The organism is Haloplanus salinarum (assembly GCF_024498175.1).
Lineage (GTDB): Archaea > Halobacteriota > Halobacteria > Halobacteriales > Haloferacaceae > Haloplanus > Haloplanus salinarum.
This window is the reverse complement of the sequence record NZ_CP101823.1, coordinates 2,141,209-2,159,414: the sequence shown is the minus strand read 5'-3', so window position 1 is coordinate 2,159,414 and position 18,206 is coordinate 2,141,209. Positions and strand designations below refer to the sequence as shown.

The following is an 18,206-nucleotide window of genomic DNA, read 5'->3' as shown; positions in this document are numbered from 1 at the left end:
CGGATGGCTGTCACGCAGTTCGTCGTCAACGGCCTGCTCATCGGGGCGCTGTTCGCGGCGGTCGCGGTCGGCTTCGCGCTCATCTGGGGCGTCGTCGACATCATCAACCTCGCCCACGGCGAGATGGTGATGCTCGGCGGCTACACCTCCTACTGGGTGCTGAGCCTCATCACCGGGAACGCCGAGGGCACCCCGCTGCTGTTCTTGGCGACGATCCCGGCCGCGATCGCCGTGCTGTACGTCGTCGGATACGGGCTCCAGCGGACGCTCGTCTCGCGCGTCATCGGGACCGATATCTTCCTGACGCTTCTGGTGACGTTCGGCATCAGCATCGCGATCCAGCAGTTGGCGATCCAGGCGTGGTCGGCGAACCCGCGGTCGATCCAGGTCGCGTTCGGCGATCCGTCGATCAACGTCGTCGGCCTCGTCATTCCGAAGATGAAGCTCGTCGCGTTCGTCGGCGCGATCGCCCTGACCGCCGTGCTCTATCTGTTCCTGCAGCGGACGCGGACCGGACGGGCGATCAGAGCCGTCTCGCAGAACCCGGAGGCCGCGGCACTGGTCGGGATCGACGTCGAACACACCCGCGCGGTGACGTTCGGCATCTCGTCGGCCATCGCCGGGGGGATCGGCGCGTTCATCGCGACCATCCTCAACATCCAGCCGCAGATGGGGCTCATCTACACGCTCAAGAGCTTCGTCATCGTAGTGTTCGGCGGCGTGGGATCGATCCCCGGGGCGCTCATCGGCGGCCTGCTGCTCGGGACCGTCGAGGAACTGACCACGGGGTTCGTCTCCTCGCAGTGGACGCTCGCGGTCAGTTTCACGCTGCTGATCGTCCTGTTGGTCGTCAAACCGAACGGCCTGTTCGGCGAGGGGGCTGAACAATGAGTACGAACGAATCGGACGGCAGCGAGGGACTGCTTCGATCGATCGTGCCGCCGAATCAGATCGAACGCGTGTTCGACTTCTGTGACGCACACGCCTGGAAGCTCCTCGCATTCGGCGCCGTCGCCGGCGCGTTGCCGCCGCTCCTGGGACTCGAACAGGGGTACTACATGACCGTCATCTCCGAGATGTACCTGTTCGCGATCCTGGCGCTCTCGTGGGATATCGTGGGCGGCCAGACGGGCTATCCGAGCTTCGGAAACATGGCCTTCTTCGGGATCGGTGCCTACACGACGGCGATCCTGGTGAAGGACTTCACCGTGGCGGTGCCGCTGGCGATGGTCGCCGCCGGACTGATCGCCGTCGCGTTCGCGGCGATCATCGGCGCGGCCGTGCTCAGGCTCCGCGGCCACTACTTCGCTATCGCGACGCTCGGCGTCCTCCTGGCCACCCAGCAGGTCTCGCGGATCATCGAGATCACCGGCGGCGCGAGCGGGAAAATCCTCCTCGACGTGCCGCCGGGGACCGTGTTCTACTACCTGTTCTTCGGCGTGCTCGTCGTCGAAATGGCGGTCGTCTACTACCTCTCGAACACGCGGTTCGGGTTCATCCTGAACGCCATCCGCGACGACGAGGAGAAGGCGACCGCGATGGGGTTCAACACGGCCTACTACAAGACGGCCGCCTGGATGCTGGCGGCGCTTTTCACCGGACTCGCCGGCGGGACGTACAGCCTGTTCAACACGTTCATCGATCCACAGACGGCGTACAACGGCGCCTGGAACGTCGAGCTGATCGCGATGGCGCTGCTGGGCGGATCGGGCACCGTCGCCGGCCCGGTGCTCGGCGCGTTCGGCCTCCACACCGTCATCGAGTACGTCGAGACCGCCTTCGTCGGCTGGCATCTCGTCCTCCTAGGGGTCGTCGTCGTCGTCACGGTGATCGGCTTCCCGGAGGGGATCGTCGGGACGCTCAGAGAGTACGCGAGCGAGATGGACTACTACGAACGCGGCGGGATGGCCGCCGCCGGCGACGGCGATTCGGAGGTGATCGACGATGAGTGAGGCTACCGACGCCGACAGAGCAGTGCTGCGAACCGACGGCGTGACCAAGCGGTTCGGCGGTCTCACCGCCGTCGACGACGTCGACGTGACGGTCAACAACGGTGAGATCGTCGGTCTCATCGGCCCGAACGGCGCTGGCAAATCGACCCTGTTCAACTGCATCACGGGGACGCTCAGCGCCGACGAGGGGAGCGTCCATCTCCAGGGCCAAGACGTGACCGACTGGCCGGAGTACAAGATCGCGCGGGCCGGTCTCGGACGGATGTTCCAGGAGACTCGCATCTTCGGCGATATGACCGTCGAAAAGAACCTGCTGTTGGCCGCGCAGGAGGGCGGGTCCGACGTGAGTAATCTGCTCCGACGGCCCGACGACTCGCTGTTGGAGCGGACGGAGGAGCTGCTCGACTACGTCGATCTCGGCGGGCTCGCGAAGACGCGGGCGGGCCGACTGAGTTTCGGGCAGCAGAAACTCATCGAGTTCGCGATGGAACTGATGGCCGAACCGGACATCCTCCTGATGGACGAGCCGGCGGGCGGGATCAACCCCGCGATGCTTGAGAACCTCATCGAGTACATCCGGACGGCAAACGAAGACGAGGAAGCGACGATCTTCCTCATCGAACATAATATGGACTTCGTTATGGAAATCGCCGATCGCATCTACGTCCTCGCCCACGGCGAGCGGATCGCCGAAGGCACCCCGAAGGAGATACAGAACGACCAACGAGTCCTCGACGCGTACCTCGGGAGGGAGTGATCCGTGTCCACGACACCCGAATCCCAGAGCAACGACGGGACGGACGCGCTCCTCGAGATGAACCACGTCGTCGCCGGCTACGGTAACACGACAGTCCTGCACGACGTGAATATCGCCGTCGAGGACGGCCAGATCGCATGTCTGATCGGCCCGAACGGCTCCGGGAAGTCGACGCTGATGAAGAGCATCTACGGCTTCGCCGACGTCAAAGAGGGGACGGTCACGCTCCGCGACGAGGACATCACGGGACGCTCGCCGCAGGAGAACCTCGCCAACGGAATGAGCTACGTCCTGCAAGAGGCGAGCGTCTTCCCGGGGATGAGCGTCCACGAGAATATGCTCATGGGCGGCTACGTCTTCGAGGACGACGAGAGAGCGAACCGACGCGCAGAGGAGCTCTACGACGAGTTCCCGATCCTCGGAGATATCCGCGACCAGGAGGCCGGAACGCTCTCGGGCGGGCAGCGCCGCCTGCTCGAACTCGCCCGCGCGCTGATGGTCGAACCCGACGTGATGATGCTCGATGAGCCCTCGATCGGGCTCGAACCGCGCTTCATCGACGACGTGTTCGAGCGAATCGAACAGCTCAACGAGCTGGGGACGACCATCCTGTTGGTCGAACAGAACGCCGAGAAAGGGCTCTCGGTGGCCGACCGCGGGTTCGTCCTCGCGAGCGGCGAGATCAAGTTCACGGGGACCGGCACCGAACTCCTCAACAACGAGGAGGTCGGCCGGCTCTACCTGGGGGGATAACCGATGTCGATGTATCGGATCCTTCTCCCCGTCGACGACGACGAGAACCGGGCCCGTTCGCAGGCGGAGTTCGTCACCGGCCTCCCCGGCACGGCGGACATCGAGGTCGTCGTGACACACACGCTGACCGGCGAGGAAGCCGACGCGCCGGACGAGCTACAGAACCTCGACCGCGTCGATACGGTCTCCCTCGTACGAGACCGGCTCGAAGACGACGGCGTCGCCGTCGAGCTTGCGGAGGCACGACATCCGCCCGCCGACGGCATCCTCGAGATCGCTGCGGAGTTCGACGTCGATCACATCGCGATGGGAACCCACCGTCGCTCCCCCACGGGAAAGGCCCTGTTTGGGAGCGTCGCTCAGCAGGTCCTCTTGGACGCCGACGTGCCTGTCACGGTAGTCAACGCCGAGAGCGAGTAGGTCCGTACGGGACGCGTTCTCCCCGTACGTCGACCTCGGGGTTACGTTTGCGACGGCCGACGGTATGGGCCGGTCGGACCGAAATCACAGAAATAACGAAGTTTCCTTCGGAAGACGGCCAGAAAGTAGTGGACTCGCTGGGATTCGATACGAACTCCTCTCCGTAGTCCACACCGAGGACAGCGAGAGCTTGCTGACCGACCGACAGCGCGAGTGCTTGATGGTGGCCCACCAGCGAGGCTACTTCGAGGTGCCGCGACAGTGCAATTTGACGGAGCTGGGGGATGCGCTCGGGGTCGATAAATCGACCGCCAGCGAGACAATTCGCCGGGCGACTGACCGCGTGGTCGCACAGTACTTCCTCAGTAGTTGGATAGTAAGACCAAGATACACCGCTCAGTGATGCCTCTCGTCCTTACCGAAGTTCTCTCCCACCCAAAATTGACTGGAGCTGTTCAGGTGGGTCAAGTCCTCGCCGTTTCCACGTCGCCAACATCGTTGTTATTGTCTCGTGAATCTGGACCCCTTCTGCCGAACGGAGGGTCCGAAACATCTTCCGAAGGACTACTTGCTCGCGCAGAGCCCGCTCTGCGCGATTATTCGTTGAGTCAACGTCTGGCTCAGTCACAAACGTCAGCCAATGACCCAGCCCATTGCTGATCTTCTTGATCAGCTGCTGAACCTCTCGGACCTCGTAATCTTCCCTAATCAGGCCCTCTAAGTGCAAGGACGCTTCCGCCCGCTTCTGCTCGCGGGCGGAAGCGGACGGATCTCCTTCGACGAACGTCGTTAGATCGTCGTGGAGTGCGTGCAACTCTCCAGACAGCCGCTCTGCTTCGTCGTACCGTTCAGCGACGTACTCGGCTTCCCGCAACAGATGCGCCCAGCACCGCTGAAGCTTCGGGTGATAACTCGGATACGCTGACCAGCCGTCACAACTGAGTGTCGAGTCCTCGGCGAATTCCTCGCCGAGGACGTCTTCTAGGACCTGACTTCCACGGCTCTCATCAACCCAGAACAGCACTTCGTCATCAGTGACGAACGTCCACGCCCAGTGTTGCTCTCCGTCAACCGGAAAGCCTGTTCATCACAGTAGACGACCTCACTCTCTCGAATCTTCTCTTTGACATCGTTGTATGCGGGTCGCAGCCGGTCTGCGACCCGCTTGGTTAAGTTGTAGATCGTCCGGTGGGAGATCGGAAGGTCGAGCTCCCAGTCAAACAACTCGGCCTGTTTTCGGTTTGGCAGTCGTTGATGGAACCGACCGAGAGCGGTTTGGGCCAGGATATTTGGCCCAAACCGCCCCTTTTCGGGACAGTCAGGATGCTCAGCAACACCTCGTTTCCACAGGAGCAGTTATGTTTGCCGAGTTGGAACTCTACGACGGTGGTTGGAACGGGAAGCGGGACATCGATAATAGTTCGTGAGACGTAGTTATCAGGGTTCGAGAGGATTTGCTCACAGTCTGGACAGTATCCCTGATCAACCCGAATCGTCTCTTCGGGTTCTGGTGGCGGTCGTGTTGTTCCTTCGTGACCTTCACTCCGTCCTGGTGAAGAGTCGCTGGCGGCGTCAGGGTCGCCGCCAGCGTCATCTTCTTCAGATTCTTCGTCTTCATCCCCGTCTTGACCGTCGCCACCCGGTGATTTAGCCGCACCACCCTGCTTACTGGGTGGTGTGTTTGGGTTTTCGTACTGCTTGAGGCGAGCCTCAAGCTGTTCGATCTCCTGTTGTTGTGCAATGATCTGGCGGCGTAGAAATCGGTTCTCAAGCTCTTTGATTACCAGCTGCTGGCGGAGTAGCGAACTATCGTCGGTGCGGATCACGGAATCTGCCGATTCCGTTGATCCGCGACTCCCCAGCGACACAGTAGTTCAGCACTGGTGAACGATCTATGAGACTGCTACGAAATCGTCTCGGCATGGAACTGCTATCCAACTACGTTGAAACCGCTGTAAGGCGTCGGAGTGCCGTATTTGACACCGGGTACCCGTTCTTGCGTGGTGTACATTGTTTCACCGACGAAGAACCCGGTAACTACCGGACGTAACAGGGAAAGAGAGCCTAGGCCGGGATTTGAACCCGGGGTCTCGTCCTTATCAAAAACTTTTTCCAAATCGGCCGAAATCGGCTACTTCAAGGCCACTATTGCTGGTTCTTGATCCGACTTCTCCCTTCTCATCCCGAAATAACTACACGGGTATATAAATAACCAGCGGGTGCAACATCGGGTGTCACAGGAGTACGTTCCAGAAAACACCGCACAGATTCCGACTGGCAATCTTCCCTACACACTCACAATCGAGTCGCTATCAGGGAGCGCCTCCAGTACCGAAACGGGAACCAAATAATTGTAGTGTCCATACTTCGACTTCGTTGGCTCCCTGTCGAGAACCGTCTCCTTCGTTGCCGCGCCAAGGAACGTCACCGTAGAATCCTCCAGATGGCCGAGAATGTAATAATCAGAATTAACGCGTCCTTCTTTCACCGGTAAAAAATCCGGACTCTTTTGACTTGTTTTTATCTCGACCGTCCGTTCAACTCCATTGATCGAGACCTCAAAGTCAACGCCATCGTCTGTCCACGTAGCAATTTCAGTATTGAAGGACGTCAAAATCCAATCGCACTACTCCAAGAATATACCAAATAAAATATAAGAGCGAATCAGGTCGAATATGAATCTATATTCGTTGACAAGGAGGCAGGAGACAAAATAGTATAAAATATGATACTAATACACGAGCAGCGTCAATGAGAATCAGCATAGTTCGGTGTTCAGCAGGGGCGTCACCACGATATCGACTTACTGGCAAAAATTAACCAACACTGGTGATTATCTTAACCAACACTAAACGGTGACAGCAGCCGTAAACAGTCCTGTACGTTCCTTATCTCAGTCATCGTATGTCACCAAGAATTCGTCAGCATTGTTTTCGAGCAGTGTAAGCAAGGTTTCAGCCTCGTCGTACTGAGGCCCCTTCTTGACCTCGCGAGTTCCCTGGTTCCAGTCGATATACCCTGCTGCCTCTAACTTTGGAAGGTGGATATGATAGAGTTCAATAGCTGCACTATCTAGAGCGTCTGGTCCCCGGGATAGCTGCAGCCGATCGGCTTTTTTCAACCGGTACAGAATCACTCGTCGTTGTTGCTTTGCGAGGACTTCCATGAGACGATCCAGCTTCGAAGCCGTGAACACATCGGGCGGTACGTTGTCAGTCATCACGTTGATCCCCGTTGTTGATCTGGGCGAGTGCCCACGATGCCCTCGTGCGGACATCGGCATTGTCATCACCGCGTGCCCGCTCTTCCAAGGTCGAAGTCGCGCCGCGAGCACAGAGGTGTCCGAGCGCCCAGCACGCGTTCTCACGGACGAGTGGATTCTCGTCCGACAGCAACTCCACGAACGTCGGCGTGACGTGTTCGACCGACTCCGGGAAGTCCTCCGCTACGCGGCTGAGGGCACCACTCGCATTGATTCGCGTGTATGTGTCTTCGACCGTCAACAATGCGGTGATCTCCTCGGTGTATGGTTCGACTACGTCGGTGTGAACGATCGCCACGTCGCCGATTAGTCCGATCGCGTTGTTTCGGAGCTTGGGGTTGTCGGCATCGAACAGGGTCGCGACGTCGTCGACAATTTCGACGGCGGTACTCGGGTATTCGCCCACGATCCGGCCGAGCCCAGCGGTCGCGTTCAAGCGAACGCTGTCGGACAACGAGTCACGGAGCGTGACTTCCCCAAGTGTCTCGGCGACCGGTTTGACCTCTTCCGGATACTCGCGCGTGATCCGCGAAAGTGCGTACACCGCGTACTGGAGTCCGTCAGCGTCGTCCTCAACGATCGTTGCAAGTCCCAGAACGGCATCCACAGCATCCTCGGGGTCTTCCTCGGCAATCGCGGCGATACATCTGGTCGCTTCACGCCTGACGGAGACAATGTTCGACTGCAGATACGGTACGAGTTCGTCGGTGAGCGGAGCGATCCCCCCCGGATCGGCATCACTAATCGCTCGAAGAGTTGCCAACACGTCGGCCCGAGCGGGTAGCTCGTCACGTTCCAGCAGTGACCGGAGGATTGGAATCGCCGGCGTACAGTCCTCCGGATGCACTGCCGCCACCCGACGAAGTGCCTGGACTGCATTCCTGTCTCGAACTCGATCTTCATCTTCGCGATCCAGAAGAGCGAGGATCGATGAGATACGGACTGCCTCTGGATTCGCATGGGCGAGCCGGCGGAGCCCTGTTGCCTCCTCGGCAAGCGTCTCAGCGTCTGCCGTATACAGCTCCGGAGGCGGATCAACCACCGAGAGCAACTCGATCGCATCGACACTGACGGTGAACTGATCGCGACCGGGCGCGAGCGGCGTACACTGGAGTGCCGGTGCTGCTGAGGGTCGTTCGAGTGTCACCGCGTGAAGGGAGACATCGTGGCACAGTTGCGTCCGTTCGGTCCCCTCCTCCTCGTATGTGAGCTCAAATCCGGGCGCATCGGCGTGCTCATCGAGGAACGACGATAGCGCCGATGCGTCCGGAGGGATGATTCCAGCAGACGTCGGGAGTCCACCGTCGGTCATTAGGTCACGAACCCATGGGAGGTCGGGATGGATGTCTCCCCGTTCGACCGCGGGAACGAACTCCCAAGCGTGGTAGTGCTCCCACCCGTTGACATCACTCAGATCGAGGTCGTCGACAACGACGTAGCCGTCCGCGTCCGGGTGTAGGTCGGCGATGAGTGATAGCCGCTCGCGCCGGAGTGGGAACTGCTCGTACCGGCCGTCGGGCTGTTTCTCGCCGAGCCACTCGTCCCAGTCGTCGGGGTGGCGGCCGACGATGTCGACGACACCCGGAATTGCGGCCTCCTCGGCCAGCGTCTGATTCCCGATAGCGTAGACCGTGTGCGGCGTCTCATGTGCGAGATGACGCACCCACTCCAGCGGGACAGCGTCGCGGCGGGGATGTGGATTCACGTCGACAGTCCAGTCTCGGTCGAACGCGAACACGAGCATTAGTCACTCACCTCGCGCGGCGTCGCGGGCGCCTGCTGACACAGTGTTTCCAGGAGTTCCACCTCCTGCTGCATCGACTCATCATCCACAGCCTCCATCTCATCTGCGAGGTAGCTGCGAAGCTGGTCGAACCGCTCGGTATATCGATCAGGAACGACCAACGGCACGGACTCGCGCTTGTGCCTGCCGCGCTGGTCGGGGAGCAACCAGTCGTCGACGCCAGTCGCGGCGTCAGCGCGGTCGTGGAGGTCAGCTGCCCACGTCCGGAGTTCGCGAGCGTACCTGGCCAGCGCGACGGCCTTCCGGACGCCCTCATGGGCGTATGTGCTGGACCTGAAGTTGAGACTAATCGTCTCAATGCATTCCTCAACTCGCTTCGTGGCAACAGTGATTTCAGTATTTTCGTTACTTTCACTTCTAACGCTCTTTACATAGGATGACGTACCTCCATTCAACGATGTCCATCGACCGAGACACTTTCGAGAACACGAGCAAGGAGGAACTTGAAGAGCTCTCCGTGCCTGATCAAGTCCTTGGATTTCTCGCCGCCAATAAGAATCGGGCGTTCAAGCCCCGCGAAATCGCCTCTCAGATTGGCACCGACAAGGGCGCGGTCAGCACTGCTCTCTCGCGATTGAAGGATCGTGATCTCGTCGAACACAAGGCAACGTACTGGGCGATCACCGACGAGACCGAGCGATTCGAAGGATACAGCGGCTACGAGCGGGCGACTGCACTGTTCAACGAGCAGCTTGGCACAGAGGACACGGAATCCTGGCGCAAACACGCGCCTAGCGAGTCACACCCGAGCGTTGAGGATGAACAGTGACACTGGTCTCTTCGCAAAACGTTTCCGGATCAGTCGAGTCCGAGACTCAATTTGAGCGCGTCGTCGACCTCGCCCATTGTCGAGTCGGCGAGACTGCCAGCCACCGAATGGATTCGCTTCTCGACAGACACGACTCGAATCTGATCAAGCCGCACGGAGGAGTCTTTCTCGAACGGTGAGCCAGACGCTTCCACGAGTACCTCGAAGGGATAGCCTCGGTACGTTCCCGTCGCAGGTGCGACGATTGTGGTATTAGAGTTCTTGTTCCCGACATCGTTCTGAACCACTACCGCAGGCAGTGTTTTCCGCATTTCGTGCCCCTCGGCAGGATCGAGTCGAACGATAACGACATCACCGCGCCGAACCTCGGTGTCGTCACTCATTCATCAAGTCCCGACCACGCCTCGTCCGAAGCCCCGTCCCACTCGTCGGCAAGATCACTGGCGCTTTCCGACGCCTCACGATACGCAGCGGCTAGTTCTGCCTCGTCGGGAGTCTCGGACTCAACCTCGACGATAGCCACTGTGACGCGCTTGTTCGCGTACTCAGTCCCGAGGTACACCCGTCCCCGATCGTCGGTCTCGTTCGTCTGGAGTTTGTCAGCGTCAACTTTCATCTTGTAACCCACTATTGCCCACGCATATATCAGTCTTACCCACCATTACCCATTTTTCACAGGCATCCAGATCACTGCCTGATGGCACCAACGGGGTCGTCCTGTCGAGCTACAGATCGATTAATCGGATTATGGCCGCGACCACGTCGAAGGACTTTGAGCTTCGATTTTTTATTTTGCGTTCGCGTGTTTGCTCTACTCGATTTGGCGAGCGGTTGGTCTGCTCGTATAGGTCGAACTGACCAGCAAGTATGAGCAAGCGCCGGTCGTGACGGCCGATAACACACTGACGCTGCTGAAGAAGGAGAAAGGGATCGGATAGTGAGGGTGCGCCACCGGCGTTAGCCCGGCGTCCGAGTGGCTACACTATCCGAGGCCACGGAAACACTCCGAATTAGTTTCTATCTCAACAAGAATGGTCGTTTGGAGAGGGATCTGAAGCAGATTCTGCTATCGATTCGCCCGAAACCATGCATCACAGGCCCGCTGAACCCGCTGTAGTCTCAACTTCAGCGAATCGGGAGAAGTTGAGACTGGGCATCTCAATTCATACGCCATCAGAAGGAGTCTGCTACATCTCCCAGCCGAAGGTCCCTATAAATTTGAAACTTGCTTATAGTACGAACCTAACTGTTGACGAAACAATCAAAAAAAAATCTCCGGTACAAAGATAGAATAATCATACGGGCAGAAAATGCCTTCGCGGATTGCCCGACGTCATAGCTACACTGTTCACTCGCGTCGCTGTGTGTGAACACCTTTCGGCGTTACAGTAACGGAAGTCGCTTCGACTGTAAAGGTAATTTCAAAGTCGTCATCCAGCGAATTAACAACTCGTTCCAGTGCTTCCGGATCAACATACTGGTGCAACGGGGTACTGCCCAAGTCCACATCATGTTCATCGAGTGCTTCGCAGAGTTCTAGCACCATTTTTCGATCCGAGGATGGGCGATGTGCTTCGGTCATACTCTTGGGTCTCCCCCATTGTTTCCTCCAACTCGTTCATGGCTAGCAGACCCAGCACCGCTGACGCCAGTAATTTCGAAGCGAACACCGCCGGCCTCACTCTCGGTAGCCTGGATGCTCCACCCGTGAGCACCGACGATCTGGTCGACAATACTCAAGCCGAACCCGGTCCCTGCGTCCGCCGTCGAATACCCGGCGTCGAAGATCTGACCGCGATCCTCTTCGGGGATTCCAGGTCCATCATCTGCTACATAGAACCCGTTATCCAGTTCGCCGACCGTCACCGTGACATCCGGGCCGCCGTGTTCGACCGCGTTTCGAATCAGGTTCTCGAACACCTGTTTCAGCCGACTCGCATCCCCCTGGATCGAGGTTTCACTATCGATCTCGACGACGAGAGAGGCGCTCGTTGTTTCGACAGTGGCCCAACATTTCTCGACCAGTGCCGCAAGCTCGATGGACTCGAAATCAGTAATCGTTTCTCCCTGTCGAGCCAGCGTCAGGAGATCGTCGATCAGCGCCCCCATTCGATCGAGGGCACCCTCGACGTGCGATAGCTCCTCACTCTCACACTCGTCTTTGGCAAGCTGAAGCCGTCCTTCAGCTACATTGAGTGGATTACGAAGATCGTGGGAGACGACGCTTGCAAACTCCTCGAGGCGGTCGTTCTGGCGTTGTAGCTCTTGGGTACGTTCTTTCCGGTCGGTAACGTCTCGCTGCGTGCCAAGATACCGGATGAGATCGCCATCGGCGTCGTACACCGGCGCGACGCTCAGTTCGTTCCAGAACGGGGTTCCGTCCTTCCGGTAGTTGCGGATTTCAACGGTGATCGGCTCTTCGTTGTCGATCGCCTCCCGCAACCGAGCAACGGTTTCGGGATCGGTACCGTCACCCTGTAGAAACCGACAGTTCCGACCGAGAGCTTCCGATTCTGTATAGCCCGTGAGGTCTTCGAACGCCTTGTTGACGTACACCATCGGGTTGTCCTCTTTGTGCGGATCAGTCAGGGTGAGTGGCGCGTGGGCATTGTCGATCGCTGTCTGGAGGATCTCTAACTTGCGCTCGGTAGCGCGTTGCTCAGTGATATCGTTATTGACCGCAACGAAGTGGGTTGTTTCTCCCGACTCGTCGGTCACCGGAGCGATCGTCTGGTCGATGACGAACCGCTCGCCGTCTTTGCGTTCGTTGACCACCTCGTTACGCCAGACGTCGCCGTCAAGAATGGTTTGCCACAGGTCTTCGTAGAACGCTTGCTCGTGTTCTCCCGACTGGAGAATAGCTGGGTTCTCTCCGATCGCTTCCTCGGCCGTGTATCCGGTTATCTCTTCGAAGGCTGGGTTGACGTAGTCAATGATGCCGTCAGTATCTGTACAATAAATCGCATGGCCTGAGGATTCGACGGCACGCTGGAACTTTCGGAGTTGCTGTTCGCGTTCTTTGCGCTCGGTGACGTCTGTTATGAAGCCAACGACCCGGGTGACTTCGCCGTCGTCAGTACGGATCGGCTTTCCTTGGACGTATACCCAGCGTTGGTAGTCCTCGCTTTCGTTAACTCGATGTTCAATTTCAACGGTCTGCCCGTTCCGAAGCCGTTCGACGGCCTTCGCCACATGCCGTCGATCTTCGGGGTGAGTTGCGTCAAGAAAGGCCATTGGATCGTCGCGGAGTCGGTCTATGGGGATGCCGTAGAGTTCCTCGAAAGCGGAGTTGATGAATATCACGTCATCCATATCCGCTGTGAAGATCCAGAGTATGTTCGTCGTCTCTTCGGCGAGTTCTACGAGCCAGCGTTCGATCTTGTTGGCGCGTCGTTCCGACCGACGCTGAGCAACGGCGTTCTCGATTCGGTTAGCCAGAAGTTCGTACTGTTCCGTCCCTGTGCCTTTTTGTAGATAGTCGGTCACTCCCTTCGAGATAGCCTTGCTTGCGACTTCTTCGGACCCTTTGCCAGTATACAAAATAAACGGGATATCAGGATGTACCTCGCGCACCTGTTCGAGAAACTCGATACCGTTGAGACCGGGCATATCGTAGTCGGAGACAATGCAATCAATGTCGTTCGTTTCGAGATAGTCGAGCGCTTCTTTGGCATCGAGTTTGCTGTGAATCGACAACAGACCGTGATTCTTTTCGAGCAACGTGGCAGACAGATCTAAGATGCTCTCGTCGTCGTCAACGTGGAGGACGTCGATTCTCCCGGGCGTAGTAATTTGGCTCGTGTTCAGAACGAGGTCGAAATCATTGCTTTGTGCTAGAGGTTGCTGTCGTTGATGAGCTGGTGGTCGTTCTGAACCTTCCATGTCTGTTTGTCACTCCGTAGTCAGTTGCTGTACCGTCTCGCTAGTATAGTCGATACGACTGGTGAGTTCTCGGAAGATTCCGAATGCGACGGGACCATCAGGAAGTGATACCCTGCCGACGCTGATTTCGACCTGGACTTGCTCCCCGTCGCCTGTTATCATATAGATGGGCGCTCCATCGGGGAGATATCGTCTCATTCCTTCCGACTGAACGTGTTCTTGAAACAGTTCATGATATAGCTCAGATTTGTCTGAAGGATGGAGGTCTGATTGGTGGTGGCCGACTATCTCTTGACGCGACCTGTCGAGAGTTGTTTCGGCAGCCGCGTTCGCATTGATAATCTCACCGGTTTCAATGTCTGCGATAAACACTGGATCAGGAGCCGCCTCAAGCAGTGTTTTGTACCGCTGTTTCAGTGCCGTTAGCTCCTGTTTGCGTTCTTCACGTTCAGTGACGTCGCGCAGGACTGAAAGATGTTCGCCGGGCACAATATTTGATTTGGCAGCGTACTCTACGATTCTCTCGGATCCGTCTGGGCGCATGATTCGAACCGTTCCCTGTTGTTCGTCTGCGGTGCGAAACTGTTGCCACTCCTCTTCGAAACCAACGCCCTCGGGTATGAAATCGGCAATCGTGCGTCCGAGTAATTTTCCTTCGGGCACGCCAAACAAGTCGGTTGCGCTGTCGTTCACCTTGATATATCGTCCGTCGTCGTCAGCGATAACCATCGCGTCGACCGCTTCATCGAAGGCCGATTTGTACTTGTCTCGCGACCGCGAGAGTTCTGTCAGCTGTTGTTGTATGCCTAAACCGGACTGTCGAGGAATTGTTATCGTGATTGTTGTTCCGCCTTCGGTAACTTCTGCTGTGAGGGAACCGCCGTGACTGGTGACGATCCAACGGGCCAACGATATCCCCAATCCGGAGCCATGGGCGAGTGGCGTCTCCTCACCCGTCGTAAGGACTTGGGCTTCGTCTTCTGGGAGTCCGGGACCGTCGTCGTCGATTCGAATTTCGGCAGCGTTTGGAGCTCCATCGATAGCAACGGTGACGTTCGGAGTGTCTCCACTGTGTTTGGCAGCGTTCTTCACGAGTTCTTCGACAGCGCGGTCGAAATTCTGTAGGACATCCACATGGAGTTTCCCGTCGTGTTCGACGGAGATGGACGCCTCTGGATAGTCCTGTTCGATATCGTGTACAATCCCCTGTATGAACTCCCCTAGCTCCGCCTGGCGCCGTTCAGAACCGGCGGTTACGGTCTGTTGTAGTTCACGGGCTTTCTGACTCATCTCGATGAGATCATCGATATGGTCAAGGATGGTCTGAATGGTTGAGACATTTTCAACCTGCTCGTTGAGAAGTTCTGTGTATCCTCGGATGACAGAGATGTCATTACGGAGGTTGTGTCGGAGGACACGGTTCAACACGGTAGCGAGGTTGGTTTGGTTCGTGAGTTTGGCTTCAACGCGGTCGCGGACGAGTTCACGTTCAAGCAACCCGGCCAGATGTTCGGCAAACCACGTCTCCACATCACTGAATGGGTCGGAGCGGGGCTCCTCAGCGGCAAAACAGACCGTTCCGTATAGGCTTTCGTTGCTGATAAGTGGTATCCCGAGGTACGTACCCTGTTTGCGGGCTTGGGGTTTCGGGTCGTCAGCCCGCCCTAGAGAGGGCGCATCGTAAAGCGCGTAGTGAGTCTCTGTTGTGATGGTTTCGCGACAGTGTGTGTTTTGAAGTGGACAACGTAGCCCGACGGGGAACTCCTCGGTGTCGGTTGTGATGGCTACCTCCCAATCGCCCATTTCGTTGTCAATCCGGGTGATGTATCCGTACTCCAGACCGAGATACTCTGCGCCAACTTCCAGCACCTCACGGGCTTTTTTGTCAAACGGGATTTGCTTCCGTATGATAGAGTACAGTCGCTGTCTGGTTTCTGTCGCTGGAACACTAGTATCTGCCATCTATCGATTACCCACCTCATTCGGATAGAGCCTGACCGTAGGCAGTCGCCATTGGTCGAGAAGGTGGCCTGCTTGTTGTTGCCTAATCAAACCGGCCCACCCCTGTCAGACCGCCGTTCGACGGACATATGACCGTCATCCGCGTGAACAGTCTCAGATGTCCCGCTCAGCGCCCCTACAGTCATTGGAATGTCATTTCTTGGGTCGGCCTGGGTCTTGAACCCAGAAAGTTGGTCGTAGAGGTTACCTGGCAGCTGTGACAGGCTTCGTCTACTTTCTGAAATTTCCAGGCAGTGAATTATTCTGCTTTCTAGTGAGTCAGAGAATTTACCGGTCTCCACCGCCGCTTGCTTACCCACACTCGATACTTCGTCCACCATCGCGGCCAGTTCTTTCCTCAGAGGCTTTTTGTAGCCGATGTGTACCTCCGTTGCTGACAACCCGAGCATTGGTGACTGATTTGGGGGGATGATCATACCGTGAGCTCCTCTGGGTCCAGCCATATCAGAAAGCCGTTATCATCCTGTTTCACAACCCCCCGGAACATCGGCGAATTGGCGAGTCCCTCAGCTTCGAGTGTTTCGATCGGAATCTTATCCACAGCAGAGACACTTGAAACCAACCAGCCGAGTGCTCCATCACTGTCGACGAGTTTCTCATCAAGCATGATGATCCGATGCGTTTCTTCACCGCCATCGGTGACGATGTCTTCGGGATTGAGCGACTCTCCTTCGAGCAAGACCAGCGGATTGACAATCGTCGTCGTCTGGCCACGCAGATCCATCACCCCCTCAACGTGGACAGGCGTGTCAGGGATCGTAGTCATATCTCCGCTGTCAATAATCTCGGTTACATACTCAAGCTCGATACAATACGACTGGTCTGCGATGCCGAAAGTGAGTACCTGCGTGCTCTCGTCGGCGTGTTGCTCTGAGTGGTTCTGTATTCCGTTCATCTCTCTTCTGACCCCACATTAGCGGCGATTTGTAGTGGTTCGAGCATATTAATCCGAGAGCGATGCCGATTGGTCGGTATCGACTTTGAATTCGCTTGTCTTTTCTTCAAGCGTTTCAGCACGCGCACTCAGCGCCTGTGCCATTTCAGCGACCTCGTCCATGGCTGTAGACTGTTGATCGATACCTGAGGCGACTTCTTGCATTGAGGCCGTAATCTCTTCAGTCGCCGCAGTAGTGTCTTCGACAACAGAACTGACTTCCTCGGCATTTTCTGCCTGGCTCTCGACTGCGTCACTTGCTTCAGCAACTCCCTGACTGGTTTCTTCGATCCCCGTTTCAATTTGATTAAGTATATCTACCACTGCTTCGACTGCAGCCACTCCACTGGTGATTTCGTCGTTGACTGTTTCGTATCGTTCAGTAACCGCTGCTGTTTCTTCCCGCGCCTCGTCAATAATCTGTGTAATATTCGCAGTCGATTCTTGAGATTCATTAGCTAAACTTTTTATTTCGTTTGCAACCACCGCAAACCCATCACCAGATTGGTCGGCTCGGGCGGCCTCGATATTCGCGTTAAGTGCCAGAAGGTTCGTTTGTTCTGCAATATCTTCGATCACTTCGGTGATTTCCCCCACATTTTCCATCTGGGATTCTAACGAATCGATGGCTGATTCAATCTCATTCATCGCTTCGACAGCTTCCTCGATTTGAGCGATTGCATCCGAAACATCAGACACTCCGTCGCCTGCGAGAGAGGCCGCTTCTTCAGACTGTGAGTCGATCTGCTGCAGGGTGGCTGTTATTTCCTCGATCGATGAAGAGAGTTCGGTCACATTCTCAGAAGCCACCTCCGCTTTCTGTGCCAGATCCTCCGCACCTTCCGTCACTTCAGTGCTAGATGCGCTAATCTGTTCGATGGACGATGTGACCTCCTCGCTCGTCCCGCCGAGTTCCTGGCTGGTCTCCGCTATGTCGTCCGACAGCGACTGTAGTTCGTCAACAAGGTCTTGGATACTGTCGACGGCATAACCGAGTTCACGGTTCATCTCGGTGAACTCGTTGTACACCGTCTGAATTTCGTCGAAGTCCGCATTTGGCTCTGGGACAGTTGGATCGATTGTGAGGTCTCCACGGCCTACTCTGCTGATTTTGTCCTGTAGGTCGTCAAGCACTCGTTGCTGATAGTCTTCGAGGGCTTCTTTCCGGTTTTGTTCTTTCACCCTCTCTGATACATCGCGATTCAGTTCAAGGACACCAACGAGTTGATCTTGCCCGTCGTATATCGGAGTTGCCGTCCGTTCACTGACTATCTCAGTACCATTAATTTTGATCGGTTCTTGCACCTGCTGGAACTCCTTCTCAGTCCGGAGCACCTTCGCTGCGAAGTCCGTTGCCTCACTGTCAGCATCATGAAGAGAACTGGGTTCCGTTCCCTCCGCCTCCGCTTCAGTCGTGTCAAATAGGTTTGACGCCTGTTTGTTGATATTCTGTATCAACCCACCCGTTCCAACGAAAATAGCTGGTGTTTCAAGACCATTGAGGATGCTAGAGACAGCTTCGTCTCCATCCGTCGTGGAGAGATTACCTTGCTGTTCGGTTTGGGGTTGCCCGTCTGTGTCTGTAGTCCCTGTTCGCGTGCCAGCCATTCCAACCGATATTGTATTGAGTATTGCTTCGAACATTGGGGTT

18 protein-coding genes and 2 pseudogenes are annotated in these 18,206 nt (G+C 56.9%); 8 read left to right on the top strand and 12 right to left on the bottom strand.

Going from position 1 to position 18,206, the window contains the following annotated elements; genetic code table 11:
• Positions 1-3: 3 nt before the first annotated feature.
• The 6 genes from NO364_RS11180 to NO364_RS18385 all read left to right on the top strand — a co-directional run bounded on the left by NO364_RS11180 (position 4) and on the right by NO364_RS18385 (position 4,285).
• Positions 4-891 (top strand): branched-chain amino acid ABC transporter permease, encoded by an 888-nt coding sequence (locus tag NO364_RS11180; protein ID WP_257627539.1) that lies wholly within the window; start codon positions 4-6, stop codon positions 889-891.
• Entirely contained in the window at positions 888-1,952 is a 1,065-nt protein-coding gene (locus NO364_RS11175) for a branched-chain amino acid ABC transporter permease (RefSeq protein WP_257627538.1), read from the top strand. The genes NO364_RS11180 and NO364_RS11175 overlap by 4 nt, the downstream gene beginning before the upstream one ends.
• Positions 1,945-2,709, top strand: coding sequence for an ABC transporter ATP-binding protein (locus NO364_RS11170; RefSeq protein ID WP_257627537.1), 765 nt, complete (start codon positions 1,945-1,947; stop codon positions 2,707-2,709). The genes NO364_RS11175 and NO364_RS11170 overlap by 8 nt, the downstream gene beginning before the upstream one ends.
• A gap of 57 nt (positions 2,710-2,766) precedes the next feature.
• Positions 2,767-3,462 (top strand): ABC transporter ATP-binding protein, encoded by a 696-nt coding sequence (locus tag NO364_RS11165; protein WP_420191859.1) that lies wholly within the window; start codon positions 2,767-2,769, stop codon positions 3,460-3,462.
• 3 nt (positions 3,463-3,465) lie between these two features.
• Positions 3,466-3,882 (top strand): universal stress protein, encoded by a 417-nt coding sequence (locus NO364_RS11160; protein ID WP_257627535.1) that lies wholly within the window; start codon positions 3,466-3,468, stop codon positions 3,880-3,882.
• A gap of 64 nt (positions 3,883-3,946) precedes the next feature.
• The gene (locus tag NO364_RS18385; protein WP_420191821.1) at positions 3,947-4,285 is read left to right on the top strand and encodes a helix-turn-helix domain-containing protein; all 339 of its coding nucleotides are present in this window, start codon (positions 3,947-3,949) and stop codon (positions 4,283-4,285) included.
• A gap of 12 nt (positions 4,286-4,297) precedes the next feature.
• Here NO364_RS18385 and tnpC read toward each other — a convergent pair.
• The 4 genes and pseudogenes from tnpC to NO364_RS11140 all read right to left on the bottom strand — a co-directional run bounded on the left by tnpC (position 4,298) and on the right by NO364_RS11140 (position 9,343).
• Positions 4,298-5,130, bottom strand: a pseudogene (tnpC, locus tag NO364_RS18210) (IS66 family transposase).
• Between the two features lie 1,645 nt (positions 5,131-6,775).
• Positions 6,776-7,102, bottom strand: a complete 327-nt coding sequence (locus NO364_RS11150; RefSeq protein WP_257627534.1) for a hypothetical protein — start codon at positions 7,100-7,102, stop codon at positions 6,776-6,778.
• A complete protein-coding gene (locus tag NO364_RS11145) occupies positions 7,095-8,888 on the bottom strand; it encodes a HEAT repeat domain-containing protein (RefSeq protein ID WP_257627533.1) in 1,794 nt (597 codons plus the stop codon). The genes NO364_RS11150 and NO364_RS11145 overlap by 8 nt, the downstream gene beginning before the upstream one ends.
• A complete protein-coding gene (locus NO364_RS11140) occupies positions 8,888-9,343 on the bottom strand; it encodes a hypothetical protein (RefSeq protein WP_257627532.1) in 456 nt (151 codons plus the stop codon). The genes NO364_RS11145 and NO364_RS11140 overlap by 1 nt, the downstream gene beginning before the upstream one ends.
• 2 nt (positions 9,344-9,345) lie before the next feature.
• On the opposite strand from NO364_RS11140, the gene NO364_RS11135 reads away from it, so the two are divergent.
• Positions 9,346-9,717: a MarR family transcriptional regulator gene (locus tag NO364_RS11135; RefSeq protein WP_257627531.1), complete on the top strand. Its 372-nt coding sequence runs from the start codon at positions 9,346-9,348 to the stop codon at positions 9,715-9,717.
• A 29-nt stretch (positions 9,718-9,746) separates the two neighbouring features.
• Here NO364_RS11135 and NO364_RS11130 read toward each other — a convergent pair whose 3' ends face one another.
• Both NO364_RS11130 and NO364_RS11125 read right to left on the bottom strand, forming a co-directional pair.
• Complete coding sequence (locus NO364_RS11130; RefSeq protein WP_257627530.1) at positions 9,747-10,100, bottom strand: type II toxin-antitoxin system PemK/MazF family toxin; 354 nt, start codon at positions 10,098-10,100, stop codon at positions 9,747-9,749.
• On the bottom strand, positions 10,097-10,333 hold the full coding sequence (locus NO364_RS11125) for a hypothetical protein (protein WP_257627529.1): 237 nt from the start codon (positions 10,331-10,333) through the stop codon (positions 10,097-10,099). Before NO364_RS11125 ends, NO364_RS11130 begins: the two co-directional genes overlap by 4 nt.
• A gap of 104 nt (positions 10,334-10,437) precedes the next feature.
• Between NO364_RS11125 and NO364_RS11120 the strand changes: the two are divergent.
• Positions 10,438-10,655, top strand: a pseudogene (locus NO364_RS11120) (transposase); the annotation flags it as partial.
• A 410-nt stretch (positions 10,656-11,065) separates the two neighbouring features.
• On the opposite strand, the gene NO364_RS11115 reads toward NO364_RS11120, so the two are convergent.
• The 6 genes from NO364_RS11115 to NO364_RS11090 all read right to left on the bottom strand — a co-directional run bounded on the left by NO364_RS11115 (position 11,066) and on the right by NO364_RS11090 (position 18,199).
• Positions 11,066-11,299, bottom strand: coding sequence for a HalOD1 output domain-containing protein (locus NO364_RS11115; protein WP_257627528.1), 234 nt, complete (start codon positions 11,297-11,299; stop codon positions 11,066-11,068).
• Positions 11,296-13,599, bottom strand: a complete 2,304-nt coding sequence (locus NO364_RS11110) for a PAS domain S-box protein (RefSeq protein WP_257627527.1) — start codon at positions 13,597-13,599, stop codon at positions 11,296-11,298. Before NO364_RS11110 ends, NO364_RS11115 begins: the two co-directional genes overlap by 4 nt.
• Before the next feature lie 9 nt (positions 13,600-13,608).
• On the bottom strand, positions 13,609-15,561 hold the full coding sequence (locus NO364_RS11105; protein WP_257627526.1) for a PAS domain S-box protein: 1,953 nt from the start codon (positions 15,559-15,561) through the stop codon (positions 13,609-13,611).
• A gap of 86 nt (positions 15,562-15,647) precedes the next feature.
• A complete protein-coding gene (locus tag NO364_RS11100) occupies positions 15,648-16,037 on the bottom strand; it encodes a hypothetical protein (RefSeq protein ID WP_257627525.1) in 390 nt (129 codons plus the stop codon).
• On the bottom strand, positions 16,034-16,516 hold the full coding sequence (locus tag NO364_RS11095) for a chemotaxis protein CheW (RefSeq protein ID WP_257627524.1): 483 nt from the start codon (positions 16,514-16,516) through the stop codon (positions 16,034-16,036). The genes NO364_RS11100 and NO364_RS11095 overlap by 4 nt, the downstream gene beginning before the upstream one ends.
• Before the next feature lie 48 nt (positions 16,517-16,564).
• Complete coding sequence (locus NO364_RS11090; protein WP_257627523.1) at positions 16,565-18,199, bottom strand: methyl-accepting chemotaxis protein; 1,635 nt, start codon at positions 18,197-18,199, stop codon at positions 16,565-16,567.
• Between the last annotated feature and the right edge of the window lie 7 nt (positions 18,200-18,206).